The organism is Curtobacterium sp. TC1, from assembly GCF_019844075.1.
Classification (GTDB): Bacteria; Actinomycetota; Actinomycetes; order Actinomycetales; family Microbacteriaceae; genus Curtobacterium.
Genome location: NZ_CP081964.1, coordinates 2,798,432 through 2,824,564 on the forward strand (window position 1 = coordinate 2,798,432; position 26,133 = coordinate 2,824,564).

A 26,133-nucleotide genomic window follows, 5' to 3' on the forward strand; every position below is an offset into this window, starting at 1 on the left:
GTTGGACGTCACCGACGTCGGCGCAGCGTCGAGAAGATCCCCTGCACGACCTCCTTCGCGATCGTGCTCCCGAGTCCTGACCCGAGCAGGTCCGACAGCGGGTCGTCCGCCTTCCGCGAGGCCGTCGTCCGTGTGCTCCGCCCCGACCGGCCCGAACGCCGCGACGCCGCAGCCCGCTCGGCCTTCTCGAACTCGCGCTGCGTCCGTTCGTACTCCTTCTGCGCGGCAGCCCGCTCGCGTTCCTCCTGCTTGGCCTGCGCGGCGGCTTCCCTGGCCGCGGTCGCCGCAGCTCGCGCCGCTTCCTTCTCGGCCTCGGCAGCCGCGAGGGCTGCATCCTTCTGCGCGTCGACCGCGGCGGCCTCGGCAGCTGCTGCCTCCATGCGGCGCGCGAGCATCTCGTGCGCCGAGTCCGGGTCGACCCGGGTGCCGTACGTCGCGAGCAACGGCGATGCCTGCACCCGCGACTGCATCTCGGCGGCGGGCATCGTGTCCATCGAGCCCTGCGGCGCGCGCAACCGGGTCCACGCGACCGGCGTCGGCGCCCCCTTCTCGTTCATGATGGTGACGATCGCTTCGCCGGTCGCAAGCGAGGTCAGTACCTCGCCCAGGTCGTAGTCGCTCGACGGGTAGGTCGACACCGTCGCCCGGAGCGCCTTCGCATCGTCGGGGGTGTGCGCCCGCAGCTGGTGCTGGATGCGCGAACCGAGCTGCGCCAGCACGTCGTTCGGCACGTCCTTCGGGGTCTGGGTCACGAAGAAGATCCCGACGCCCTTCGACCGGATCAGCCGCACGGTCCGCACGATCTGGTCCGTGAAGTCCTTCGACGCCCCGCTGAACAGCAGGTGCGCCTCGTCGAAGAAGAACACGAGCTTCGGCTTGTCCTGGTCGCCGACCTCCGGCAGTTCGTTGAACAGGTCGGCGAGCAGCCACATCAGGAACGTCGAGAAGACCTCGGGCTGGTCCTGCACGCCCGGGACCTCGAGCAGGCTCACGATCCCCCGCCCGTCCGCCGCCCTGCGCAGGAACACCTGCGTGTCGATCTCGGGCTCGCCGAAGAACTGGTCGGCACCCTTGTCGGCGAACGTGATGAGCTCACGCAGGATCACCCCGGCGGTTTGCTTCGACAGACCACCGAGCTCGGCGAGTTCACCCTTGCCCTCGTCGCCCACCAGGAACGTCAGCACGCTCCGCAGGTCGGCCAGGTCGACGAGCGGCAACCCGGCCTGCACGGCGTAGTGGAAGACGAGCCCGAGCGAGGACTCCTGGGTGTCGTTCAGTCCGAGCACCTTGGACAACAGCAACGGCCCGAACCCGGACACGGTCGCACGGATCGGCACACCGGTGCCCTGCCCGCCGAGCGAGAAGAGCTCCGCCTGGCTCGCGACGCCCTGCCACTGCTGGCCGATGTCCTCGGTGCGCGCGAGCAGCTTCTCGTTCCCCTGCCCGACCACCGCGAGACCGGACAGGTCGCCCTTGATGTCGGCCGCGAACACCGGCACGCCGTTCGCCGCGATCTGCTCGGCCAGGACCTGCAACGTGCGGGTCTTGCCGGTGCCGGTCGCGCCGGCGACCAGCCCGTGCCGGTTCAGCATGCCGAGCGGGATGCGGACCTGGACATCCGGCTGCGCCTCGCCGTTCACCAGGGCGCCGAGTTCGAGCGCCGGCCCCTCGACGGTGTAGCCGGTGCGGATCGCGGCGACGGCGTCCGGTCCCAGCGGGCCCGCTCCGCCGCTGACGGGAGGCACGGTGCCGGCAGCCGGGGCGGGCTCTGGAGACGACGGGACGGCGGAGGCGGGCTCCGCGTCGGGGGCGAGCCGGGCCTCCTGTCCGGATGGTGCCGGGGACCCGGCGACAGCCGGTTCGGCGTCCGGCGTGAGTACCGGCGCTTGTGCCGCGAGCGCGGCCGCGAGCTCCTCGGCCCGCTGCACGGCTTCGTCGGCCAGCCGACGTGCCTCGTCCGCTGCCCGCTTGGCGGCCTCGGCCGCTGCCCGTGCCTGCTCCACCGCGTCGCTCATGGGCACAGCCTATGGACGCGCGGGGGCCGCTGTCCGGCCGGTCCCGCAAGCTCGATGCCGAACGACGAGACCGTTGTCGGACGACGTCGATCTCGTCGTTCCGAGTCGCGTGCGAACCGTCAGTGTGTGAGCTCTGGGACCGTCCGGGGCCGCACCACGAACCACAGGATCAGGATGGCCATCACCGAGGTCGAAGCCATCACCATCGCCATCGGGGTCGCGGTCGTGATGCCGAGCCAGCCCACGATCGGCGAGATCAGGCCGGCGACGCCGAAGTTCAGGGCGCCGAGCAGGGACGCTGCCGTGCCGGCCTCCTTGCCGTGGGCGGCGAGCCCGATGACCTGGACCAGCGGGAACGAGAACCCGCAGGCCGCGATGAAGAACCACAGGGGCACGAGCACGCCCACGAGGCCCGCGCCGACCTGGTCGAGCACGATGATCGCGATCGACGCCAGGAACAGGGTCGCCGTCGAGCACGCCAGGATCCACTGCGGACCGACGCGCTGCGCCAACCGCGCGGATATCTGCACACCGAGCACGACGCCCACCGAGTTCACGGCGAAGAGCAGGCCGTACTGCTGGGCGTCGAGTCCGTAGACGCCCTGGAACAGGAACGGCGACGAGCTGAGGTACGAGAACAGCCCGCTGAACACCATCGCCCCGATGAGTGCGACGCCGACGAAGATCCGGTCGGAGAACAGCGCCTTGTACCGCTGGCCGATCGTGGAGTGCCCGGCTTCGCGGCGACGGGCCGGTGGCAGGGTCTCGACGATGAGCAGGATCGACGCGATCACCACGGCCAAGCCGTAGCAGGCGAGGAACACGAAGATGCCGCGCCAGCTGGTGAACTGGAGCATCTGCGAGCCGATGAGCGGTGCGAGGATCGGCGCCAACCCGTTCACCATCGCCAGTCGGGACAGCATCCGGACCAGCGGCTTGCCGCCGAACAGGTCGCGGACGGTGGCCATCGCGACGACACCGCCGGCGGCCGCACCCATGCCCTGGAGCACGCGGAACACCGCGAGGAGCTCGATGTCGGGGGCGGTCGCCGCACCGATCGACGCGGCGATGTGCACGGTCGTCGCGATGATGAGCGGCAGTCGGCGCCCGACCTTGTCGCTCCACGGACCGACGAGCAGCTGCCCGAACGCGAACCCGAGCGTCGTCGCCGTGAGCGTGAGCTGCACGGCACCGTCGGTGACGCCGAACTGCTCCTTGATGGCCGGGAACGCCGGCAGGTACAGGTCGATCGTGAACGGCCCGAGCGCCGTCAGGGCGCCCAGGACGAAGACGTAGACGAGTCGCTGCCCGCGGGAGAGCGAGTCTCCGGGGTGCAGGACGACCCGGAGCGAACCGGTGGTGGCGGGCGCGGTCACGAGCAGGAGTCCTTCGGCGGTGAGGGGTGAGGAGGTGATCGCGGCGTCGATCGAATCGATTCGTCCGCGGAACCATCTTACGGGCCGAACGAACGCTCCCGACGCGCTCGGCACGGAATTGCCCGCGTGTTGCCGTCGCTCGTCCGCGTACCGATCCCGCGCCATGCGGTACCGTCGGACTGCTCGGGGGCCTCCGGGTGAACCGGATCAGAAGGGGGTGGGCGTCATGGTGGATGCCCGGATCCTGCACACGACCGCCGCCCTGCGCGAAGCGATCCTGCGGCTGGCGGCGGACCGCCCCGTCTCCGAGATCACCGTCGCCGACGTCACCCGCGCCGCCGGCATCAACCGCGCGACGTTCTACTCGCACGCGGTCTCCCCCGGATCGCTGCTCGCCGACGTGCTGACGCCGGAACTCGACCGCATCCGTCAGGACGACGCCGACGACCGCCGGGCAGCCGCCGCGCGCGGTGCCGACGCGGCCGAACTCGCGGCCATCACGCGGCGGGGCATCAACGCGGTCGTCGAGCACGTGACCATGCACCGCGACATCTACGCCAAGGCGCTGCCGGACCCGAACGACGCGTCACTGCACCGGCTGCTCGTCGGCCACTTCACCGAGTCGAGCGCCCTGCACATCCGCGAGCTCGACGCGGAACGCCGGCCGGAACTGCTCGACGACGTGGCCGCCGGGTACGTCGCGCAGGGCTTCGTCGGCGCGATCGAGGCCTGGCTCGCCGGGCCCCGACGTTCGAGGAAGGCGCTGGTCGAGACGATCACGCTGTCGTTCCCGGCCTGGTGGAGCTGAACTGAGCCGTCTGGTGGCACCTCGCTGACCGGCCTGGTGTCGCCGCGCTGAGCCGCACCGGTCACTCGGCGTCGGTCGAGTCGCCGTCGCTCGGTTCGGTCTCCGGCTTCTCGCCGCGCTGCAACGACTGCACGACCTCGACGGCGGTGGCCGACAGGTCCGCGTCGTCGGCACCTGCTGGCACCCGGTAGTCGGCGGACACGCCGTCGCCTCCCGTGCCGCTCGCCGGCAGCGGGTCACCGAGCGACACCACGACGACGCCGGCGTCGTGCGCCGTCTGGATCACCCCGGTCAGCGCCGACGGCCGAGCCGCGTGCACGAGCAGTGCTTTGGCACCCTTGCGGACGAGCTGGGCGACCGCGGTCCGCTGGGACGCCGCCGCACCCGACGCGGGTGCGACCCGGACGTCGGGACGGAAGCCGGCGTCGGACAGGCCGGTGCGCAGGTCTTCGCCCAGGGCCGTGTCGTCGTGGACCAGCACGACGCCGATCACGGCCTGCTTGTCGAACCCGCCGTCGGAGCTCGTGAGGTCCGTGCTCTGCACCGGCGTGGGCGCAGCGGACGTCGTGCCCTGGCAGCCGGCCAGCGCGAGGGCGGCCGTCAGGACGACGGCTGCAGCGACGATGCGCACCACGGGGGTCTCCTTCTCGGTCCGGTTTGCCACGCTACCCGGCTGCGCGGTCCGCCGACGCCGACGACACCGGCGCGGGGACCGGTCCGAGCCGCCGGACCGCGGCGACCGCCAGTGCGGCGAAGCAGATCATCGCCGCGAAGACGAGCGGGAACGACACCGTGCCGTCGGCGCCGCCGGTCGCGGTGAAGAGCAGTCCGGTGACCGCCAGGCCGATGACGCTGCCCGCGGCGTCGGCGATGGTGAGCGCCGAGCTCGCGAACCCGTCGTCGCCCTCGCCCGAGAACCGCAGGGTGAGCATCGACGTGCGCGGGTAGATCGCGCCCATGCCCGCGCCGCCGACGAACCACCCGGCGACGAGCACCCACCACGACAGGTCGAGCGTCGCCACCGCGAGCGCTGCCAGCAGGCTCACGAGCACCAGCGCGAGTCCGACGCCGAAGGTCCGGCGTGCGGTCAGTCGCTGCTCCCCCAGCCGGCCGTGCACCCAGCTCGAGGCCGCCCAGCTCAGCGCCGCGACCGTCAGCGCGAGCCCCGCGGCCGATGCGGACAGGCCGTGCTGTGCCTGCAGCAGGAACGGCACGTACGCCTCGCTGCCGAAGAACGACGCCGCCACGAGCCCGCGCAGCAGCACCACCGAGGGCAGCCCGGCGGCGGCGCGGAAGGTGCCCGCCGGCAGCAGCGGCCGCAGGGCGAACCACGTGCCGACCAGGCCGACCAGGACCGCGGCCACCATCCCCCACGGGGTCAGGTCCGGCGCCACGTTGAGCAGCAGGATCGACACGGCCGCGGCGACCGACCACCCGATCCGTACCCGCTGCCACGGCGGTCGCAGCTCGACCGCCGGTGCCTGCAGCCGTCCGAGTGTCGGCACGAGCACGGTGAACGCACCGACGGCGATCACGAGCGCCCCCGCGAAGACCCAGTGCCAGTTCCACGTGTCGGTGACGATGCCGGCGATCGCCGGGCCGATGAGCGCCGGCACCACCCAGGCGGCGGCGAACCCGGCGAAGACCGGTCCGTGCAGTTCGGCGGGGAAGATCCGTGCGACGAGCACGTAGAGCACGACGTCGATCGCGCCGGCGCCGAAGCCCTCGACCAGGCGCCCGACGAGGAAGACCTCCATCGTCGGCGCGAGCATGACCACGGCGGTCCCCACGGCGAAGAGCAGGGCGGAGACCCAGGCGACCACCCGGCCGCCGGCGCGGTCGGTCCAGTTGCCGGCGAGCACCATGCCGGGCACCCCGGCGGCGAGCGGCGCGGCGAACGCCAGCGCGTAGAGCGCCTCGCCGTCCAGGTCGCGACTGATCACCGGCATGATCGTCGTCATCGCGAGGTTCTGGAACGCCGCGACGCCCACGATCGCGACCATCCCGATCGTCGCGAGGGCGTAGCGCCCGCTCAGCAGGCCCGTCCTCGTCGCCGTGGTGCTCACCCGCTCATCGTAGGGGCGAGGGGCGACACCACGGACCCGCCGGGAGGGCGCCGCAGACCGCGGTCCCGCGGACCCGCCGCGAGCGCGCCGCAGGCCGCGGTCCCGCGGGAGCGCGTCAGCGCGTCAGCGCGCGAGCGCCTGCTGCAGGTCCGCGACCAGGTCGCCGGCGTCCTCGATGCCGACGGACAACCGCACCACGTTCTCCGGCACCGCCAGCTCCGTGCCCTTCACCGAGGCGTGCGTCATCTCGCTCGGGTACCCGATGAGCGACTCCACACCCCCGAGGGACTCGGCCAGTGCGAACAGCTCCGTGGACTCCGCGAAGCGCCGGGCCGCGTCCGGTCCGCCGGACAGTGCGACGGACAGCATCCCGCCGAACCCGCGCATCTGGCGGGCCGCGACGTCGTGCCCCGGGTGGTCGGTGAGTCCCGGGTAGTAGACACGCTCGACGCCCGGCGCGGCGACGAGCGCCTCGGCGACGGCCTGCGCGTTCGCGGAGTGCCGCTCCATCCGCACCGCGAGGGTCTTGATGCCACGGGTGGTCAGGAAGGCGTCGAACGGCGACGAGATCGCACCGGCGCCGAACTGCAGGAACTGCACCTTCGCCGCGAGCTCCTGGTCGGCGAGCACCACGGCGCCGCCGACGACGTCGGAGTGGCCGCCCAGGTACTTCGTCGTCGAGTACACGACGACGTCGGCGCCGAGCGACAGCGGCTGCTGCAGGTACGGCGAGGCGAAGGTGTTGTCCACGACGACGAGCGCACCCGCCTCGCGCCCGAGGGTGGCGAGTCCGGCGATGTCGGCGATCTTCATGAGCGGGTTGGTCGGCGTCTCGACCCAGAGCACCGTCTCCTCCGGCGCACCCTGCAGCGCGGCACGGACCTGGTCGAGGTCGCTCATGTCGACGACGACGAGCTCGACACCCCACGGCACGTGCAGCCGGCTGACCAGGCGGTGGGTCCCGCCGTACACGTCGTTCCCCATCACCACGCGGGCGCCGGGGCGGAGCGCGGCCCGGAGCAGGGCGTCCTCGGCGGCGAGGCCGGAGGCGAACGAGTACGCGGCCACGCCCCCGTCGAGGTCGGCGAGCAGCGTCTGCAGGGAGTCCCGCGTCGGGTTGCCGGCGCGGGAGTACTCGTAGCCGTTCCGCATGCCGCTGATGCCGTCCTGCACGTAGGTGGACGTCAGGTGGATCGGCGGGATGACCGCGCCGGTGGGGCCGTCGGGCTCCTGGCCGGCGTGGATGGCGCGGGTGCTGAACTCGGTCATGCTGGCTGCGTTCCTTACTCGGAGAGGTAGGTCAGGAGGTCGTGGCGGGTCAGGACCGTGACCGGCTTGCCGTCCTCGACGACGAGCAGGGCGTCCACCGTCTCGAGGGCCCGGCGCGCTGCGGACACGGACTCGCCCACACCGATCAGCGGGAGCGGCTCGCCCACGAAGCCGGTCAGGGCGTCCGCCATCTTCGCGGCGCCGGTGAAGACCTGTTCGAGCAGGTCCTTCTCGGCGACGGCCCCGATGACCTCGCCGATGACGACCGGCGGCTCCGCGCTGAGCACGGGCATCTGGGACACCCCGTACTTGGTCATGATGTCGACGACGTCGCGCACGGTGTCCGCCGGGTGCGCGTGCACCAGGTCGGGCAGGCGGCCGTCCTTGCCGGCGATGAGCGAGCCGACGGTCCGCGCCTCGTCGGTCTCGGCGAAGCCGTACGAGCGCATCCACCGGTCGTTGAAGATCTTGCCGAGGTAGCCGCGGCCACCGTCGGGCAGCAGCACCACGACGACGTCGTCCTCGGTCAGGTCACGGGCGGCCCGCAACGCCGCGACGACCGCCATGCCGCTGGACCCACCCACGAGCAGGCCCTCTTCCCGCGCCAGGCGTCGGGTCATCGCGAATGAGTCGGCGTCCGAAACCGCGATGATCTCGTCCGGCACCTCGGGGTCGTACGCGGTCGGCCAGAAGTCCTCGCCGACGCCCTCGACCAGGTACGGACGGCCGGTGCCGCCGGAGTAGACCGAGCCCTCGGGGTCGGCCCCGACGATGCGGACACGGCCGTCGGACGCCTCCTTCAGGAAGCGCCCGGTCCCCGAGATCGTGCCACCCGTCCCGACGCCCGCGACGAAGTGGGTGATCTGCTGCTCGGTGTCGCGCCAGATCTCCGGACCGGTGGTCTCGTAGTGGCTGCGGGGCCCGTTCGGGTTCGCGTACTGGTTCGGCTTGTAGGCGCCCGGGATCTCGCGGACGAGCCGGTCGGACACCGAGTAGTACGACTCCGGGTGCTCCGGCGGAACCGCCGTCGGCGTGACGACGATCTCGGCGCCGTACGCCGTCAGGACGTTGCGCTTGTCCTCGCCGACCTTGTCCGGCAGCACGAACACGCACCGGTAGCCGCGCTGCTGAGCGACGAGCGCGAGTCCGACCCCGGTGTTGCCCGAGGTGGGTTCGACGATCGTGCCGCCGGGTCCCAGGTCACCGGAGGCCTCGGCCGCGTCGATGATCCGCGTCGCGATGCGGTCCTTCGACGATCCGCCGGGGTTCAGGTACTCGACCTTCACCAGGACGGTCGCGCGCACCCCCTCGGTGACGCGGTTGAGCTTGACGAGCGGGGTGTCGCCGACGAGGTCGACCACGGAGTTCGCGTAACGCACGAGGCCGAGTCTAGGACGCGGACACCGCGTTCTGCTGGGTCGTGACGCGCGCCTCGCCCTGGTCGTGCGCCGCACCGGACGGGAGGCCCGTGGCGGGGCCGCCACGGGCCTCCCGTCCGGTCTGGGGGTGCGTGTCCGATCAGCGCACCCGTCCTTGCGTCGGTGGCCGTGATCGGTGGGGTCAGCGGCCGACGGCGTCGGCCGGCGTGTTCTGCTGCCGGTGCAGGAGCGCGTAGGTGCCGTCGAGCGCGAGGAGTTCGTCGTGCGTGCCCTGCTCGACGATCCGACCGTGGTCGAGCACGAAGATGACGTCGGCGTCGCGGATCGTCGACAATCGGTGCGCGATCGAGATCGTGGTGCGCCCGGCAGCAGCGGTGTCGAGCGCGGTCTGCACCACGCGTTCCGAGATCGAGTCCAGCGCGCTCGTGGCCTCGTCGAGCACCAGCACCGGCGGGTCCTTGAGGAGCACCCGGGCGATGGCGATCCGCTGCTTCTCACCGCCGGACAGGCGGTACCCGCGCTCCCCCACGACGGTGTCGTAGCCGTCCGGGAACGAGGCGATCGTGTCGTGGATGTTCGCTGCCCGCGCCGCCCGTTCGACCTCGTCGTCGGTGGCGTCCGGTTTGGCGTAGCGCAGGTTGTCGCCGATCGTCGCGTGGAACAGGTAGGTCTCCTGGCTGACGATCCCCACGTGGCGCATGAGGTCCTCGTGCACGAGGTCGCGGACGTCCTGCCCGGCGAACCGCACGGAGCCCGCGGTCGCCTCGTACAACCGCGGCACCAGGTACGACACGGTGGTCTTGCCCGCGCCCGACGGACCGACGAAGGCGGCGAACTGGCCGGGCCGGAGCGCGAAAGACACCCCGCGGAGCGTCGGCTTGTCGGGCTCGCCGTCCGGGTACGTGAACGTCACGTCGTCGAAGGCGACGTGACCGACCATGGTGTCGTCGACGGGCTTCGCGGTGGGCGAGTCCGTGATCGCGGGCTGCAGGTCGAAGTACTCGAAGATACGGGCGAACAGCGCTCCGGAGGTCTGCAGGTCGAGCACCACCCGGAGCAGTCCGACCGTCGGGAACAGCAGGCGCGACTGCACCGTCGTGAACGCGACGATGGTGCCGGCGGTGATCGGGACGTCGCCGATGATCAGCCAGGCAGCGACGAGGTAGATGACCGCCGGGATGATCGACAGGAAGATCTGCACGATGGCGAAGAACCACTGTCCGGACATCTGCTGGCGGACCTGCAGCTGGATCTGGTTGCGGTTCTCGTCACCGTAGCGGCGGGTCTCACTGCGCTGCTGGTTGAAGCTCTTGGCCAGCAGGATGCCGGAGACGCTCAGGGCCTCTTGCGTGATCGCCGTCATGTCGGACAGTGACTCCTGCGTCTGCCCGGCGATGCGCGCACGGACCTGGCCGACCCGACGTTGCGCGATGACCAGGAGCGGCAGCAGCACGACCGCGACCAGGGTCATCTGCCAGCTCAGCAGGAGCATCGCGACGATGGCGGCGATGACCGTGACGGTGTTGCCGAGCACCGACGAGATCGTGTTGTTCAGGACGCTCGCGACGCCGCCGACGTCGTTCTGCAGGCGGGACTGGATCACGCCGGTCTTGGTGCGGGTGAAGAACGCGAGCTCCATCCGCTGCAGGTGCCCGAACAGGCGCATCCGCAAGGCGCCCATCACCTTGTTGCCGACCGTCGCCGTCAGGTAGGTCTGCCAGACGCCCACCCCGGCGCTCGCGATCCAGAGGAGCACCATCGCCGACACGAGCTCGACCAGCACCGGGACGTCGGGTCTGCCGGACGGCGGGAAGAGGCCTCGGTCGAAGGCCTGCTGCGTCAACAGCGGCGGGATCACCGAGATGGCGGCGCCGATCAGGACCAGGACGACCGTCAGGATGATGGCCCTGCGGTGCGGGACGAACAGCCCCGCGATCCGTTTCACCAGGTGCGGGATCTTCGGCGCCTCGGCGTTGGCGGCCTTCTGCGCACGGAAGTCACCGCTCGAGATCCGGCCGCCGCCGCGCGGACCACCGCCACCGCGCATCCCGCCGCCCATGCTCATGGAGCAACCGTATCCTCGCGGTCGGACATCGGCGCGCGCTCGTCGGTCACCGTTCCGCCGTGCGGTCCGGCGGGTGTATTTGACCCCGTTCAGGGGGCGTGCGAGCATGTGCCGTCCCCGCCCCCGCACCACCGAGGTCCCATGACGTCCGCGCCGTCCCGTCCCACGTCCCTCCGCCGGCAGCTCGCCCGCCGCAAGCCGATCGAGCAGCTGCAGTCCGAGGCGGCCGTCGGCGTCAACGGTGAACCGCTCCGCCGGTCCCTCGGCGTCTGGCACCTGACGATGATCAGCGTCGGCGCGACCCTCGGCACCGGCATCCTGGTCGTGCTCGGCACGGCCGTGCCGCTCGCGGGGCCGGCCGTGTGGATCTCCTTCGTGGTAGCCGGGATCGCCGCCCTGCTCTCGGCGCTGTCCTACGCCGAGATGGCCGGAGCAGTCCCGACCTCGGGGTCGAGCTACTCGTACACCTACGCCACCATGGGCGAGGGCATCGCCTGGGTGTGCGGGTGGTGCCTCGTCCTCGAGTACGCCGTGTCGGTGGCAGCGGTCGCGGTCGGCGCGAGCGAGTACGTCGACGAGACCCTGCGCGTGTTCGGGCTGCACCTGCCGACGGCGCTGTCCGCGCCCCCGGTGGACGGCGGCGTCGTGAACCTTCCGGCGGCCGTCCTGGTCCTGCTCGCCACCGTGGTCCTGATCCCCGGAGCCCGCGAGAGCGCCTGGGTGAACACCGTCATGGTCGTCGTGAAGATCGCACTGCTCGTGTTCTTCGTGGTCGTCGCCTTCACGGCCTTCCAGGCGCAGAACTTCGAACCGCTCGCACCGATGGGTGCCGCCGGGGTGACCGCCGCGGCGTCCCGGCTCTTCTTCTCGTACATCGGTTTCGATGCCGCGTCCACCGCAGGCGAGGAGGCGAAGAACCCCCGCCGCGACCTCCCCCGGGCGATCATCGGTTCGATCGCGCTCATCACGGCGCTGTACATCCTCGTCGCCATCGCCGCGATCGGTGCCCGTTCGTGGACGGAGTTCTCGTCGTCCGAGGCCTCGCTCGTCCGCATCGTGGTCGACGTCACGGGCCAGCCCCTCGTCGCGCTGGTCTTCTCGATCGGTGCGGTCGTCGCGATCGCGAGCGTCGTGCTGACCGTGCTCTACGGACAGACCCGGATCCTGCTCACCATGGCTCGCGACGGCCTCGTCCCGAAGGTCTTCGGTCGGGTCTCGCGCCGCACCGGCACCCCGATCGCGAACACGCTGATCATCGGCATCGCGGTGACGATCGTCGCCGCCCTCGTGCCGCTGGGCGAACTCGCCGACGCGACGAGCATCGGCACCCTGGTGGCGTTCGCGCTCGTGAACGTGTCGGTCATCGTGCTCCGCCGCTCGCAGCCCGACCTCGAGCGCTCGTACCGCGTCCCGCTGTTCCCCGTCGTGCCGGTCCTCGGTGCCCTCAGCTGCGTGCTCCTCGCGGTCTTCCTCGGCGCCACGACGTGGATCGCATTCGGCATCTGGATGGTCGTCGGCGCCGTGCTCTACCTGGCCTACGGCCGCCGCCACAGCACCCTGCGCTGACCCGCGCCGGCCGAGGCTCGCGCTGAGCGACCCCGCGGTACCCCTGAGCCGCATCCGGCAAAGCGACAAGGTTCCGCCAACTGTTTGCTGACATCTGTCGCTTTGACGGGAGGCTCGGCCTGGCTCCGGCAAGAAGTGTCGCCCTGGCAGCACGGATGGGTTTCACCATCAGCGGCACGGCACGCCGTGCTGTCGGAACAGCGACCGAAGTCGTTCCGGTGCCACGACGTGTTCCCAGTAGACGCGGACGAAGCCGTTCACCTCTGATCGTCCCCGGACGCGGTCCTCACGCTGCTTCTCGGCCCACACAGCCTCGGCGCCGGTCCTCCCTCCCAGCATCCCGGGGTCCTCGTACTTCTGTCGACCGTCGAACTCCACGACGATTCCCTGACGTGGGAGCCAGAAGTCGACACGGTCGACACGGCCGTCCGGTGCGCGGAACTCGTGCTGCGGTTCCCAGTCCGGACAGTGCAGCTCGGCGGCGCGGGCCGCCAGGAACGACTCCCCGACCGACTCGTGGCGCTCGTCGCAGATCATCAGGGCCTGCTCGAGTCGTGCCGATCCCCACGGACCAGCGGCGGCACACAGACGCTGGAGTTCCCCGCGGCCGACACCGCTCCGCAACGCGTGATCGAGCCCGACGACCGCATCCGCGAGGGTGCCACGGCGGGCGTTCTCCACGGTGGTCTGGGCCAGCGCGGTGAACGGGGCACCGTGGAACAGCTTCCCGGACGGCTCGGGCGCTCCGGCGTGGACGGTCAGTCCCACACGGTGCCGATCGTGCGCTATCCCGGCGTCCACGGCGTGGACACGCTCGGGCCACGGATCGAGTCGTGGCACACCGAACACCGCGGCGGCCGAGTCGAGCGCGAAGACCGTGCCGGACCGGAGCAACGGGATGACGGCCCGCATCCGGACGAGGTGTCGACCGCGGCCGTCCAGTCCCTCCCACGGCGCACGTTCGACGTAGACGCCGTGCCGGACGCGCACGAGCTCATCGATCCGCTGCCGTCGCTGGAGATGGCGCGCACCAGCCCGGTCGAGGTCGTTCGTGCGGAAGATCTCGATCGCGTTGGCAGGGTGCATGACAGCACACTGTCGCTCGGAACGACCGGTCTCAGGGTCCGGAGCCGATCTGTGGACAACCGCCGCGCCTCCCCGGCGTCAACGGTGTCCTGCCACAGCGACAGATCTCAGCGATGAGCGGCTGAATCTGTTGCCATCGCGACAGAATCCCGCGAACAGTTGGCGGCACTCTGTCGCTTTGGCGGAAGCGCCTCTCGGGCACGCACGCACGCACACACCCGCGCACGACGAAGGCCGCCACCCCGAGGGGTAGCGGCCTTCGTGAACCGAACGGTCGAGACTACGCGAGCTCGATCGTGGCGCCAGCGGCCTCGAGGGTCGCCTTCGCCTTGTCGGCGGTCTCCTTGTTCGCACCCTCGAGGATCTTGGCGTCGGCGGTCTCGACGAGCGCCTTGGCCTCACCGAGGCCGAGCGACGTCAGGCCACGGACCTCCTTGATGACCTGGATCTTCTTGTCACCAGCGGACTTGAGGATGACGTCGAACTCGGTCTTCTCCTCAGCGGCCTCGACCGGGGCAGCGGCGGCCGGAGCGGCAGCAGCGGCCGGGGCAGCAGCGGTGACCTCGAAGACCTCTTCGAACTTCTTCACGAAGTCCGAGAGCTCGATGAGCGTGAGCTCCTTGAAGGCCTCGATGAGCTCGTCCTGCGAAAGCTTCGCCATGATTTTCTCCTACTACTAGCTAATACGTGTGGTTGTGGAACGCGAGCCTGATCAGGCCGCGGACTCCTGCTTCTCGCGAAGGGCGTCCACGGTGCGGACGGCCTGCGAGAGCGGGGCCTGGAACAGGTACGCAGCACCGAACAGCGAGGCCTTGAAGGCGCCGGCGAGCTTGCCGAGCAGAACTTCACGGGACTCGAGGTCGGCGAGCTTGTCCACCTCGGTCGCGGAGAGCGGGTTACCGTCGAAGTAACCACCCTTCACCACGAGCTCGGGGTTCGCCTTGGCGAATGCACGCAGCGACTTCGCGACGGCGACGGTGTCACCGTGGACGAAGGCGAGAGCGGACGGACCGGCGAGTTCCTCGTCGAACGAGGAGATGCCGGCGTTGTTCGCCGCGATCTTGGTCAGCGTGTTCTTCACCACGGCGTACGTGGCGTGCTCACGGATCGAGTTACGGAGCTCCTTGAGCTGCGCGACCGTGAGACCGCGGTACTCGGTGAGCAGAACGGCGTTCGAGCTACGGAAGGACTCCGTGAGCTCGGCGACCGCAGCTTCCTTGTTCGCCATGGTTCTCCTTGGGGTTTCTTGCCGGCTAGCCCCAGGTCTCCACACATGAAAAAAGCTCCGGCGCAGAGGCTCGGAGCTGCTCTCACCTGACGGCGGGAGTGGTTCGGAACACCTGCGCGGGATGCCTCACGAGTGAGGACCTTCGGTCGTGATGTTCACAAACACTTTGCAAGCAGCACGACATCCGGCGGTCTTTGGCTTCGAGAACAGTACCAGATGCGGTGGACGACACCAAACGGCGGCCTGGAGGCACGGTGCGGGCCCGCACCGCGCCTCCCGGTCGTCAGTGGGTCGCGTCCACCGCAGCGGGCGTCCCCGACCAGTCAGCAGACGCGTCCGACGCGGATGCCGCCGCCGCGGCGGGATCCACCGGCAGGTGGACCGTGAACACCGTGTCGCCGGGCACGCTCGCCACCTCGACGCTGCCGCCGTGCGCCTGCACGACCGCGTCCACGATCGCGAGGCCGAGCCCCGTCGACCCCACGGTGCGCGACCGGGAGCTGTCGGCGCGGGCGAACCGCTCGAACAGCTTCGGCAGGAACTCCGGGTCGATGCCCTGCCCGGTGTCCCGGACGGTCAGGTCGACACCGGGGCCCGATGGTGAAGGCGCGAGGCCCACGGTGATGCGCGTGCCCTCGGGGGTGTGGGTCCTGGCGTTGGTGACGAGGTTCACGATGACCTGGTGCAGGCGCGCGGCGTCCCCCACGACCACGACGGGCGACGACGGCACGTCGATCTCGATGACGTGCTCCGGCGAGGCGGCGTGCGCGTCGTTCACGGCGTCGAGCACCAGTCCGGTCAGGTCGACCTCGTCGAACTGGATCTCGCGACCCTCGTCGAGGCGGGCGAGGAGCAGCAGGTCCTCGACCATCGACGTCATCCGGATGGACTCGGACTCGATGCGGCTCATCGCGTAGACGACGTCCTTCGGCAGGTCACCGCCCATCCGCCGGGTGAGTTCGGCGTACCCGCGGACCGACGCGAGCGGGGTGCGGAGCTCGTGCGAGGCGTCCGCGACGAACTGCCGGACCTTCTGTTCGGACCGTTCCCGCGCCTGCATGGCGCCTGCGATGTGCCCGAGCATCCGGTTGAAGGCGCTGCCGACCCGGCCCACCTCGGTGCGCGGGTCGGTGTCCGGCACTCGGACGCCGTCCAGGGCGTCGCTGCGGTCGAGCGGCATCCGGGCAACGGTCGACGCGGTCTCGGCGACGCGTTCGAGTGGCCGCAGCGAACGCCGGACCACCACGGCGGCGACGATCGACGCGGCGAGCAGCGCGGCGGCGACGACGATGACGACCACCCAGAACAGTTTCCAGACGCTGTCGTAGACCGACGCCATCGGCAGTCCGACGACCAGCACGGCAGGACCGACGTCCACTGCCGTGATCCGGTAGCGGCCGATGCCGGAACCGAGGTCGACCGTGGTCGGATCGGCACCGACGCGCACCGTGCCGAGTGCCGCCACGCTCGACTGGGTGATCCCGCCCGGGCGCCCGTACTCGTCGAGCACGTTCGCGATGACGACCTGCCCGTCGACGAAGTAAGCAGTCAGGGTCCCGGCGGCCTGCCCGGACAGCCGCGTGAGGTCGATGCCCGGCTGCCCCGACTCGTTCTGCTGCAGGTACCGCTGCGCGCGGTGCGTGGCGCCCGTGATCTGCTGGTCGATCGCGTTGGTCTGGATCGAGGAGAGCGCGATGATGCTCACCGCCCCGATCACCGCGCTGACGGCGACGACGAGCGCGACGATGCTCAGGACGAGCCGACGCCGGAGGGTCACGAGGTGGGCTTGATGACGTACCCGACGCCGCGGACCGTGTGGATCATCGGGGTCTCGCCGGCGTCGATCTTCTTGCGCAGGTAGGAGATGTAGATCTCGACGACCGAGGACTTCCCGCCGAAGTCGTACGACCACACACGGTCCAGGATCTGCGCCTTCGACAGCACGCGACGGGGGTTGCGCATCAGGAAGCGGAGGAGCTCGAACTCGGTGGCGGTCAGCTCGATCGGCCGGCCGGCACGGTGCACCTCGTACGATTCCTCGTCGAGCACCAGGTCGCCGACGACGATGCGGGAGTCGCCCGCCTCGGAGATCGAGATCTGCGAGCGGCGGATGAGGCCACGCAGCCGCGCGACGACCTCCTCGAGGGAGAACGGCTTCGTGACGTAGTCGTCGCCGCCTGCCGTCAGACCGGTCACGCGGTCCTCGACGGAGTCCTTCGCGGTGAGGAACAGCACCGGGGTGTCGTCGTTGTTCTGCCGCAGTCGGCTGAGCACCTGCAGACCGTCGAGGTCCGGCATCATGACGTCGAGGACCATCGCGTCGGGCTTGAACTCCCGCGCCGTCGTCAGGGCGTCCTGCCCGCCGTTCGCGCTCTTGACGTCCCAGCCCTCGTAGCGGAGCGCCATGGACAACAGGTCGGTGAGGCTGGCTTCGTCGTCGACGACCAGGATGCGCAACGGGGTTCCGTCGGCACGCGTGAGGCGCGGGGCTGCTGCAGGCTGGGAGATGGTCACGTCTTCGAGTATCGAGGAATTCCTATGAGCACTCTGTGGGTCGGCCGTCATCCGACTGTGGGTCTGCGATCAACGGGTCGCCGCCGCCTCGGACTCCGGTGTGCGCAACCGGGAGCGCGTCCGCAACCATCCGCGAGAGGACGGGAAGGCAACAGCGGCCAGGCAGCCGGTCAGCAGTCCACTCACGGCGGGGACGAGCACCGCGGAGAACGCGTCGGTCGGTGCCACGGACTGCGCCAGCCAGGCGCTCCCACCCGCGACGGACGCGACGAGCGCGGCCGGGCCGGCAGCCGAGACCACGCGCCACGTGCTGAGACCACTCCCGCGCAACGCGACGGCGAACGACGGCAGGACGAGTGACACCGCGGCAGCAGCGGAACCGATCGCCATGCCGCGGACACCCCACACCGACCCGACGACCAGTGCGAGGACCGTGACCGGCTGCGCGACCAGGACCCATCGCACTTGCGCACGGACTCGGCCGCTGGACACGAAGAACCAAACCGGCACGCACCCGAGGGCCTGCGCGGCGCCCGCCACGGCGATGAAGGGGACGAGGTCTGCCGTCGATCGCCAGGTCGGACCGAAGAGCAACCCGACGACGTCCTCGGCGAGCACCCCGAGCAGCGCGAGGACCGGCCAGACGAGGAGAGTCGTCGCCGCGACGAACTGACGGCTGCGATCGAGCAACTTCGCCGACCCGGCAGCGGCGAGGGCCGGGACGGCGATGCGCTGCACGGCTGCGCCGACCTGGTCGAGGGGCATGGAGACCAGTTGGTTCGCCTGCGTCCAGAACCCGGACGCAGCCGGCCCGAAGAGCGCGATCGCCAGGACCCGGTCCCCCGTCCGCGACACCATGGAGATGACCTGCACGAGGGAGACGTCCACGGCCAGACCCACCATCGGCCGGACGGTCGACCAAGGCGCGACGTCGTCGCGGGGTACCCACGGGACGCGGCGCAGCATGGTGATGCCGACCCCGACGATGATCCACATCACGACGACCTGCGCGATGACGGCAAGGGGGCCTGCGCCGGCCACGGCCAATGCCACTGCGATGACCGCACCGACGACGGCGGCGGTCGACTCGACGGCGACCACCCGTCCCATCTCCGATCGCTGCACCATCGTCGCGATGGGGACGGCTGCCGTACCGGAGATGGGGAACGCCACCGCGATCGTGAGCAGCAGCACGCCGTAGGGATCTTCCGGGGCGAGGGTGAGGAACGCGATCCCCACCGACGCGACGACGAGGCCGAGTGCGAGCCCGGCGAGCGCGCTCATGCGGTGGAGAGCTGCGAGTACCGCCACGGGCTGGTCGCCTGAGCGCAGCACGACGGACGCGAACCCGCCGCTGCGCACCAGCTCGAGGACGACGGAGAGACCGAGGACGACGGCGGCTTGCCCGTAGTGTTCCGGCCCGAGGATCCGAGCGACAACGAGGTTGGCGGCGATCTGGACCCCGGCGCGGAGCAACGTGCCACTGAGACTCAGTACCCCACTCCGCAAGAACATCACGCATTCAAAATATCACATGTTCAGCATACTGACTCGGCTCTCCTCCTTCCGCTCGCCCGTGAACGCACCCGGTCGCATCGCCGTAGCGTGGCCGGCATGCTGCGTGCCACGACCTGGCCACCGTCCGCGATGGATGCGGACCTCCCGACGATCGAGCGTTCTGCCAGGAGGCTCGGCGTGTCTCCCGACGAGCGGCTCGCGTTCGCCCGGACCCTCGCGTCTGACCTCCCCGCGCTCGCGGCCGGGACCGCCGGTGGCTTCTTCGCGGCCCTTGCTGCCGTCGCGGCCGCGGACGTCGCCCTCGCCCGCACCGTCGAACCCCACCTCGATGCGCTCGGCATCCTCGCCCAGGCCGGGATCGACGCACCCCGCGGCTCGACGTGGGGTGTGTTCGCCGCCGAGGGCCCGGGTCTCCGGCTCGACGCCGCGCCGCAGGCCGACGGGAGCGTCATCCTCGAGGGCACGAAGCCGTGGTGCTCGCTCGCGTCGTCGCTGTCCCACGCCCTGGTCACCGCGCACGTCGGCGACGATCGGGTCCTGGTCACCGTGGACCTGCGCCAGGACGGGGTCACGACGCACGACGAGACCTGGGTGGCCCGTGGGATGCCCGACGTACCGAGCAGCCCGGTCGACTTCCGCGGTGTCCGCGCCGAACCGGTCGGTGCTCCGGGCTGGTACCTCACCCGCCCCGGGTTCGCCTGGGGCGGGATCGGTGTGGCCGCGTGCTGGTGGGGCGGCGCCGTCGGCCTCGGCAGGGTCCTCCGCGACCTGGCCGGCGACCACCCCGACTCCGAATTGCTGCAGGCCGCCCTCGGCGCCACTGTGCTCGACCTCGCCGACGCCGAGGACGCCCTCGCCGGAGCAGCAGCGGAGATCGACGCCACGGCGGTCGACGGAGCCGCCACCGGTCCGGACTGGTCCCTGCTCGCGCAGACCGTGCGGTCCCGGGTTCGACGCGCCGCGGCCGCCGTGCGTGAGCGGGTCGTCACCACCGTGGGGCCAGCGCCCCTGACCACGGATCCGACGGTCGCCGCACGGGTGGCCGACCTCGAGCTGTACGTCCTACAGGACCACGGCACCCGCGACCTCGCGCGCATCGGCCGGATCGTCGTCGAGCGCGGCGGTGTGGCGTGGTGAGCTTCGATCACCGCGAGCCGGGCACCGACCCGGCAGCGTGGACCGCGTTCCTCGACGACCGTCGGGCGGAACCGGTCGACCTGGACGACATCGGAACCGTGGTCGTCGTCGCTCCGCACCCGGACGACGAGACCCTCGGCGCCGGCGGCCTCATCGCGAGCGCAGCGGCCCGAGGCATCCCCGTGCAGGTACTGCTGCTCACCCGTGGCGAGCACTCGCACCCGGACTCCCCCACCACGACCCCGGACGAGCTTGCCGCCGTCCGCGACGACGAGTTCACCGCGGCACTCCGCGTCCTCGCTCCCGGAGCGGGATCGACCTCGCTCGGCATCCCCGACGGCGCGACGCGGGAGCACCGCTCCGAGGTAGCCGCCGCCCTCGAGCGCGCCGTCGACACCGCCGTCGGTCCGACGCTGGTCGTCGCGCCGTGGTCCGGCGACGGACACCGCGACCACCGCATCGCCGGTGAGGTCGCAGAAGAGCTCGCGGCGCGTCGGGCCGACGCGTCGCTGCTCGCGTACCCGATCTGGACGTGGCACTGGGACGACCCGGCGGCATCGGCGGCACCCTGGGACGCGGCCCGGGCCTTCACGCTCACCGAGGACGCGCTCGCCCGGAAGCGGGCCGCACTCGAGTCCTACCCGTCGCAGACCACACCACTGTCACCGGCGGTCGGCGACGAGGCGATCGTCGACGGTCGGCACGCCGCACACCACCTGCGCACGACCGAGTGGTTCCTCGTCCCGGCCGCCGCGACGTCGCGATCGCGGGAGTCGTTCGACGCCCACTACGAGCGGAAGCCCGAGGGATGGGACTTCGAAGGATCCTGGTACGAGCGACGCAAGCGTGCGGTGACCCTTGCCTCGCTGCCCCGTGCGCGGTACCGATCGGCGCTCGAACTCGGCTGCGCGACCGGGGTCCTCACTGCGGCGCTGACCGAACGAGCGGACGCCGTCCTGGGCACGGACATCTCGGCGGCCCCGCTGGAACGTGCTGCCCGTCGTGCACCGGGCGCCCGGTTCGCGCAGGCCGCACTCCCCGAGGAGTGGCCGGTGGGCCGGTGGGACCTCGTGGTGATGTCGGAGGTCGGCTACTACCTGTCCCCCGCTGACCTGGACGCGACGATCGACCGAGTCCTCGGCTCGCTCGACGACGACGGGGTCCTGGTCGCCTGCCACTGGCGCCACCCGGACGACGAGGCGGTGTCGGGCGGTGACGCCGTCGACGCTCGACTGACGGCGCGGTGGCCGCGTCCGGCACTCGTCCGGCACATCGAGGAGGACTTCGTGCTCACGGTGCTGCCGGGCGCAGCGGTCCCCTCCGTCGCCCGTGCCGAACGGCTGGTCCGATGACCAGCGAGCGACCACGGATCGACGTCGTCGTCCCCGCGCACGACGAGGAGGACCGCATCGGTGCCTGCCTCGGCGCGCTGTCGCGGGCAGCCGACCGGCTCGGAGCGGAGCGCCCGGAGTTCGACGTGGCCGTCACGGTCGTGCTCGACGGCTGCACCGACGGCACCGCTGCCGTCGTCGAGCGGTATCCCGTCGCTGCCCTGCGAACCGAGCACCTCGGTGTCGGTCGGGCACGAACGGTCGGGACCGCGCACGCGTTGCGAACCCACCCGGCAGCCCCGTCACGGCGCTGGCTCGCGCACACCGACGCTGACTCGAGGGTGCCGGACGGTTGGCTCGTGCAGCAGGCGGATGCCTTCACCTCCGGCGCGCACCTCCTGGTGGGTGCCGTGGTGCCCGATCCCGACGACCTCGACCCGGTCGTGCTCGAGCGGTGGATCGCGGCGCACCCGCCGGGCGCGGCCCTCGGGCACGTGCACGGCGCCAACCTCGGCGTACTCGCAGCCGCCTACTTGGCCGTCGGCGGGTTCGACCCGGTCCCCGAACACGAGGACGTGCGGTTGGTCGGCCGTGCGCAAGCCCTCGGCCTGCGGGTCGACGCCACGATCGACCTGCCGGTCGTCACGAGCGGCCGGTTCGCCGGACGTACCCCGGGCGGGTACGCGGAGCACCTGCGGCTGCAGTACGGCGACGCGAGCTGACAGAGCGGGTCAGCGCCGCAGCAGACGATGCTCGACCCAACCGTCGAGCCACCCGACGAGCGTGCCGAGCCGGTTCGCCGCGACGCGACGCCGACGTCGTCCGGACGGTGCTCGGACCACGGCGAGCGCGGTGGACACGACGTGGCGGACGACCGCTCGGCGTTCCCACCGTGCACCCGCAGCACGGTGCTTCGCCACCAGTGTGTGATCCCACCGGGCGTACAGACGCTGGTTCCGGAACAGCGCGAGCAGGCCCGGCCGAAGACGGTACTGCACGGCAGCGGCGGTCTCGAAGTGCGTCGGGAAGCCGGCGTGGGTCGCGCGCCACGCGAGGTCGATGTCCTCGGCGGCGGCGAGTCCGACGTCGAAACCACCGATCGTCTCGAGCACCGCACGCCGCACGCCGAGGTTGGCCGACGAAGTGTGCGGCAGGTGTCCGAAACGGACGACGGGCCAGGCCTGCTGCGCCGTCTCGACCATCCACGGCTCGTTCAGGGCGTCGTGCAGGATCGGCCCGGTGCAGACACCGGCTGCCGCGAGACCGCGCACCATCCCGGCGACCCAGGTGTCGGACACGACGTCGTCCGCGTCGCAGAACAGGACGAGGTCGGCGTGGACCGCGCGCCAGCCAGCGTTCCGTGCCGCCCCCGGACCGCGGACCGCGGAGGAGTCGACGACCGTGACGGTCCACGTCGGCGGCCAGCCGACCGCAGCGGCGACCCGGACGACGCGGTCCACGGGTTCGCCGTTGCAGCTCAGCACGACGGTGACCGGGCCGGGCCACGTCTGCCGACCGAGTGCAGCCAGCTGCGCACGGAGTTCGCCGGACGCTCCGGGTCCGACGGGGACGACGACGCCGACCGTGGTGGCGAGTCCGAGGGACGGCCCGGTGGTCATCGTGTGGCACCTCTCCTGATCGACGGGAGCGGAGCGGAGCGCGCCGGCCGGGCAGCGCGGACGGCGGGGAACGCGACGGCCACGGTGAGGGCGACCACGGCGGCGCACACACCGGGCACGAGCACCCCGAGAACCGCGTCCTGCGGCACGGCCCGATGGACGACCCAGGCGGTCGCGGCCGCCGCGGTGGCCGCGACCGCTGCGGGCACGACGGCCCCGAGGAGGTCGACCAGCCGGATCCCCGAACCGCGGGTGGCGACCGTGAACGAGGGGACGACGAGCACCAGGCAGGCGGACGCGTAGGCGGCGGCCATCGGGACGACGCCGCCGACCGAGCCGACGACGAGGGCGATCACGATCACCGGCTGCGTCACCAGCGCCCATCGCAGTTGGACGTCCGATCGCCCGCTCGCCACGAAGTACCAGACCGCGGAGTAGCTCATCGCCTGTGCGGCTCCGGCGACGACGAGGAACGGGAGCAGCACGCCGGAACCGAGCCACTGCGGGCCGAAGAGCAGTGCGACGACCGGCCCGGCGAGGACACCGAGGACCGCGAGCACCGGCCAGACGAGCAGCGTCGTCGTCCCGACGAGACGGCGGAACCGTCGCCGGAGATCCGCGCCGTCGGCCCCGGCGAGCGCGGGCACGGCGACGCGCTGCACGCCCGCGCCGATCTGCTCGAGCGGCAGGGCGACGAGCTGCACGGCCTGCGCCCACATGCCGGACGCTGCTGACCCGAAGAGCACCGCCACGAGGGAGCGGTCCCCTGCACGGGCGACGACAGAGATCAGCTGCACCGACGAGAGGTGCCGCGCGGTCCGGACGAGCGGCCGAACCGTCGGCCACGGCGCCCGCACTCCGCGCGGCATCCGACCCTGCACGGCCACGCCCAGCGCGACGACCGCCCAGAGGACGACGACCTGGACGACGACGGCGATCGGGCCGGCTCCTGCCGACGCCGCCCCGACGGCCACGCCCGCCGCGAGCACCACGGCCGCCGACTCCACGACGACGACGCGGCCCATCTCGTGCTGCCGGGCCATCCGAGCGATGGGTACCGCGACCGTTCCAGCCATGGGGAACGCCACGGCGATGACGAGCAGCAGGCCACCGTACGGTCGGGTCGACGCCCCCGACAGGAGCACGGCTCCTGCGAGGGCGACGACGGCTCCGAGGACGACCCCGACGCAGATGCTCGCACGGTGCAGGGCGACCACCACCGGTTCGGCGAGCGACCCCGACCGCAGAACGACCGCGGCGAGACCGCTGGAGCGGACCAGTTCGAGGACGACCGCGAGCCCGAGCACGACCGCCGCGACACCGTACGCCCCCGGCCCGAGGATGCGGGCCACGATGACGTTGGCCGCGATCTGCACCGCGGCCCGCGCGGCCGTGCCGGCCAGGCTGATCAGTCCGCTCCGCACGATTGTCACGCATCCAAAATATCACACGACAAAGGAACGACCGATGGCTTAGACGGCTCACAGGCCGCCGATGGGTCGGCCATTGAGCGGCTGCCTAGGTTCTTCTCCGTCGGCCCCGCCGTGCGCTCTGCACGGCCGGTGACCCCAGCCGGCCACCACCGAGGAGAACCATGTTCCTGACCTACCTCAGGCGCGAACTCACGAACCGCAAGAAGCAGACCGTCATCATCGCGATCGGCATGGCGTTGGCCATCGCCCTCGTGGTCATCGTGTCCTCGATCGCCGGCGGCGTGAAGGCCGCGCAGTCGAGCGTGCTGCAGTCCGTGTACGGCGTCGGCACCGACATCACCGTCACGAAGACGACGACGCCGAGCGCGTCGGGCTCCGGTCGGCCGAGCTTCGACTTCGGCAGTCAGAGCGGCGGCGACAGCGACAGCAGTGGGTCCACCGACCTGTCGCAGTCGCGGCTCGCCGTCGCGCGCGGTACGAGCACGCTCAGCGCCGCCAACCTCACGACCGTGACGAGCACCGACGGCGTCAAGGCGGCGACCGGTGTCCTGACCCTCGAGAACAGCACGTTCTCGGGTCAGGTCCAGCAGTCGACCGACGGCAGCAGCACGGACAGCAGCAGCTCCGACGGCAGCAGCACGGACAGCTCCACCCAGCAGGGTCCGCCGAGTGGCGACTCCGGCCAGGGTGGCGGCGGCTTCGGCGGCGGCTCGTTCGACGTCGACTCGTTCACCGTGACCGGCATCCCCGTCTCCGGCGACGCCGTCGGCCCCCTGACCAGCACCGAGCTCACCAAGGGCCGGACCTTCACCGCGAAGGACGCCGGCAAGGACGTCGTCGTGCTGGACGCGTCGTACGCGAAGAGCGAGTCGAAGGCCGTCGGCGACACCGTCGACATCGGCGGCACCGACTTCGAGGTCATCGGCATCGTCACCTCGACGGGCTCGTCGTCCACGACTGGCTCGAACACCTACATCCCCCTCGACACCGCACAGGCGCTGGCGGACCTCGACGGCAAGGTCACCTCGATCTACGTGTCCGCCGAGTCCTCGTCGGACGTCAGCGCGATCAAGACGGCCCTGCAGCAGAAGCTCACGACCGCTACGGTCTCGACCGAGTCCGACCTGGCGTCGAGCGTCTCCGGTTCGCTGAGCACCGCGTCGAGCCTCGTCTCGAACCTCGGCACCTGGCTGTCGATCGTCGTGCTGGCGGCGGCGTTCCTCATCGCGATCCTCTTCACGATCTCCGGCGTCACGAGGCGCACCCGCGAGTTCGGCACCCTCAAGGCCATCGGCTGGTCGAACGGCCGCATCACCCGGCAGGTCGCCGGGGAATCGCTCGTGCAGGGCCTCATCGGGGGTGTCCTCGGCGCAGCAGCCGGCCTGATCGGCATCCTCGTGGTGAACGTCATCAGCCCGACCATCTCGGCGAGCGCCTCGACCACGACGGGCGGTGGCGGCGCAGGTGGCGGCGGCATGCCCGGTGGCGCGGCGACCGCGGCCGCGGGCAGCGGCACCACAGGCGGCGCTCCGGCTGGCGGCTTCGGCGGCGACGCGAGCTCCGCGTCGACGACCGACGTGGTCCTGCACGCCCCGGTGACGGTCGAGGTCATCCTGCTGGCGATCGGACTGGCGATCCTCGGTGGCCTCATCGCCGGCGCCCTCGGCGGTTGGCGCGCGAGCAGGCTCCGGCCGGCCGAGGCCCTGCGGAGCGTGGCCTGATG

General features: G+C 71.3%; 21 protein-coding genes. 6 read left to right on the forward strand and 15 right to left on the reverse strand.

The window, feature by feature from the left end; translation table 11 throughout:
- Positions 1-8: 8 nt before the first annotated feature.
- Positions 9-2,015 (reverse strand): helicase HerA-like domain-containing protein, encoded by a 2,007-nt coding sequence (locus KZI27_RS14215; RefSeq protein WP_222658127.1) that lies wholly within the window; start codon positions 2,013-2,015, stop codon positions 9-11.
- Positions 2,016-2,134: 119 nt separating this feature from the next.
- Positions 2,135-3,391, reverse strand: a complete 1,257-nt coding sequence (locus KZI27_RS14220) for a multidrug effflux MFS transporter (protein WP_123313816.1) — start codon at positions 3,389-3,391, stop codon at positions 2,135-2,137.
- Positions 3,392-3,617: 226 nt separating this feature from the next.
- Between KZI27_RS14220 and KZI27_RS14225 the strand changes: the two genes are divergently transcribed.
- Positions 3,618-4,199, forward strand: coding sequence for a TetR/AcrR family transcriptional regulator (locus KZI27_RS14225; RefSeq protein WP_222658128.1), 582 nt, complete (start codon positions 3,618-3,620; stop codon positions 4,197-4,199).
- 61 nt (positions 4,200-4,260) lie between these two features.
- Here KZI27_RS14225 and KZI27_RS14230 read toward each other — a convergent pair whose 3' ends face one another.
- The 5 genes from KZI27_RS14230 to KZI27_RS14250 form a co-directional block, all read right to left on the reverse strand.
- Entirely contained in the window at positions 4,261-4,863 is a 603-nt protein-coding gene (locus KZI27_RS14230) for a substrate-binding domain-containing protein (RefSeq protein ID WP_222658129.1), read from the reverse strand.
- Position 4,864: 1 nt separating this feature from the next.
- Complete coding sequence (locus tag KZI27_RS14235; protein WP_222658130.1) at positions 4,865-6,265, reverse strand: MFS transporter; 1,401 nt, start codon at positions 6,263-6,265, stop codon at positions 4,865-4,867.
- A 123-nt stretch (positions 6,266-6,388) separates the two neighbouring features.
- Positions 6,389-7,534 carry a cystathionine gamma-synthase gene (locus KZI27_RS14240; RefSeq protein WP_222658131.1) on the reverse strand — a complete coding sequence of 382 codons (1,146 nt, stop codon included), beginning with the start codon at positions 7,532-7,534 and terminating at the stop codon, positions 6,389-6,391.
- A gap of 14 nt (positions 7,535-7,548) precedes the next feature.
- On the reverse strand, positions 7,549-8,913 hold the full coding sequence (locus KZI27_RS14245) for a cystathionine beta-synthase (RefSeq protein ID WP_222658132.1): 1,365 nt from the start codon (positions 8,911-8,913) through the stop codon (positions 7,549-7,551).
- Between the two features lie 181 nt (positions 8,914-9,094).
- Positions 9,095-10,978, reverse strand: a complete 1,884-nt coding sequence (locus KZI27_RS14250) for an ABC transporter ATP-binding protein (protein ID WP_261783903.1) — start codon at positions 10,976-10,978, stop codon at positions 9,095-9,097.
- A 141-nt stretch (positions 10,979-11,119) separates the two neighbouring features.
- Between KZI27_RS14250 and KZI27_RS14255 the strand changes: the two genes are divergently transcribed.
- Positions 11,120-12,544 (forward strand): amino acid permease, encoded by a 1,425-nt coding sequence (locus tag KZI27_RS14255; protein ID WP_222658133.1) that lies wholly within the window; start codon positions 11,120-11,122, stop codon positions 12,542-12,544.
- Positions 12,545-12,712: 168 nt separating this feature from the next.
- Here the strand turns inward: KZI27_RS14255 and KZI27_RS14260 are convergent, their stop codons facing one another.
- The 6 genes from KZI27_RS14260 to KZI27_RS14285 all read right to left on the reverse strand — a co-directional run bounded on the left by KZI27_RS14260 (position 12,713) and on the right by KZI27_RS14285 (position 18,887).
- Positions 12,713-13,630, reverse strand: coding sequence for a type IV toxin-antitoxin system AbiEi family antitoxin domain-containing protein (locus tag KZI27_RS14260; RefSeq protein WP_222658134.1), 918 nt, complete (start codon positions 13,628-13,630; stop codon positions 12,713-12,715).
- 280 nt (positions 13,631-13,910) lie between these two features.
- Positions 13,911-14,291, reverse strand: coding sequence for a 50S ribosomal protein L7/L12 (gene rplL / locus KZI27_RS14265; RefSeq protein WP_222658135.1), 381 nt, complete (start codon positions 14,289-14,291; stop codon positions 13,911-13,913).
- A 51-nt stretch (positions 14,292-14,342) separates the two neighbouring features.
- Positions 14,343-14,858 carry a 50S ribosomal protein L10 gene (gene rplJ, locus KZI27_RS14270; protein WP_111084245.1) on the reverse strand — a complete coding sequence of 172 codons (516 nt, stop codon included), beginning with the start codon at positions 14,856-14,858 and terminating at the stop codon, positions 14,343-14,345.
- Between the two features lie 283 nt (positions 14,859-15,141).
- Positions 15,142-16,635 (reverse strand): sensor histidine kinase, encoded by a 1,494-nt coding sequence (locus KZI27_RS14275; RefSeq protein ID WP_222658136.1) that lies wholly within the window; start codon positions 16,633-16,635, stop codon positions 15,142-15,144.
- Positions 16,632-17,372 (reverse strand): response regulator transcription factor, encoded by a 741-nt coding sequence (locus KZI27_RS14280; protein ID WP_017888661.1) that lies wholly within the window; start codon positions 17,370-17,372, stop codon positions 16,632-16,634. Before KZI27_RS14280 ends, KZI27_RS14275 begins: the two co-directional genes overlap by 4 nt.
- 69 nt (positions 17,373-17,441) lie before the next feature.
- On the reverse strand, positions 17,442-18,887 hold the full coding sequence (locus tag KZI27_RS14285) for an oligosaccharide flippase family protein (RefSeq protein WP_261783904.1): 1,446 nt from the start codon (positions 18,885-18,887) through the stop codon (positions 17,442-17,444).
- Between the two features lie 180 nt (positions 18,888-19,067).
- On the opposite strand from KZI27_RS14285, the gene KZI27_RS14290 reads away from it, so the two are divergent.
- From KZI27_RS14290 to KZI27_RS14300, 3 genes are read left to right on the forward strand one after another with little or no spacing between them, the layout of a single operon-like run.
- Positions 19,068-20,027 carry an acyl-CoA dehydrogenase gene (locus tag KZI27_RS14290; protein WP_261783905.1) on the forward strand — a complete coding sequence of 320 codons (960 nt, stop codon included), beginning with the start codon at positions 19,068-19,070 and terminating at the stop codon, positions 20,025-20,027.
- Complete coding sequence (locus KZI27_RS14295) at positions 20,024-21,379, forward strand: bifunctional PIG-L family deacetylase/class I SAM-dependent methyltransferase (RefSeq protein ID WP_261783906.1); 1,356 nt, start codon at positions 20,024-20,026, stop codon at positions 21,377-21,379. The genes KZI27_RS14290 and KZI27_RS14295 overlap by 4 nt, the downstream gene beginning before the upstream one ends.
- Positions 21,376-22,080, forward strand: coding sequence for a glycosyltransferase (locus KZI27_RS14300; RefSeq protein ID WP_222658140.1), 705 nt, complete (start codon positions 21,376-21,378; stop codon positions 22,078-22,080). Before KZI27_RS14295 ends, KZI27_RS14300 begins: the two co-directional genes overlap by 4 nt.
- A 9-nt stretch (positions 22,081-22,089) precedes the next feature.
- On the opposite strand, the gene KZI27_RS14305 is transcribed toward KZI27_RS14300, so the two are convergent.
- Together KZI27_RS14305 and KZI27_RS14310 are read right to left on the reverse strand one after the other, a co-directional pair.
- Positions 22,090-22,977 carry a glycosyltransferase gene (locus KZI27_RS14305; RefSeq protein WP_222658141.1) on the reverse strand — a complete coding sequence of 296 codons (888 nt, stop codon included), beginning with the start codon at positions 22,975-22,977 and terminating at the stop codon, positions 22,090-22,092.
- A complete protein-coding gene (locus KZI27_RS14310) occupies positions 22,974-24,410 on the reverse strand; it encodes an oligosaccharide flippase family protein (protein WP_222658142.1) in 1,437 nt (478 codons plus the stop codon). The genes KZI27_RS14305 and KZI27_RS14310 overlap by 4 nt, the downstream gene beginning before the upstream one ends.
- A 161-nt stretch (positions 24,411-24,571) precedes the next feature.
- On the opposite strand from KZI27_RS14310, the gene KZI27_RS14315 reads away from it, so the two are divergent.
- Entirely contained in the window at positions 24,572-26,131 is a 1,560-nt protein-coding gene (locus tag KZI27_RS14315; protein WP_222658143.1) for an ABC transporter permease, read from the forward strand.
- Positions 26,132-26,133 lie beyond the last annotated feature (2 nt).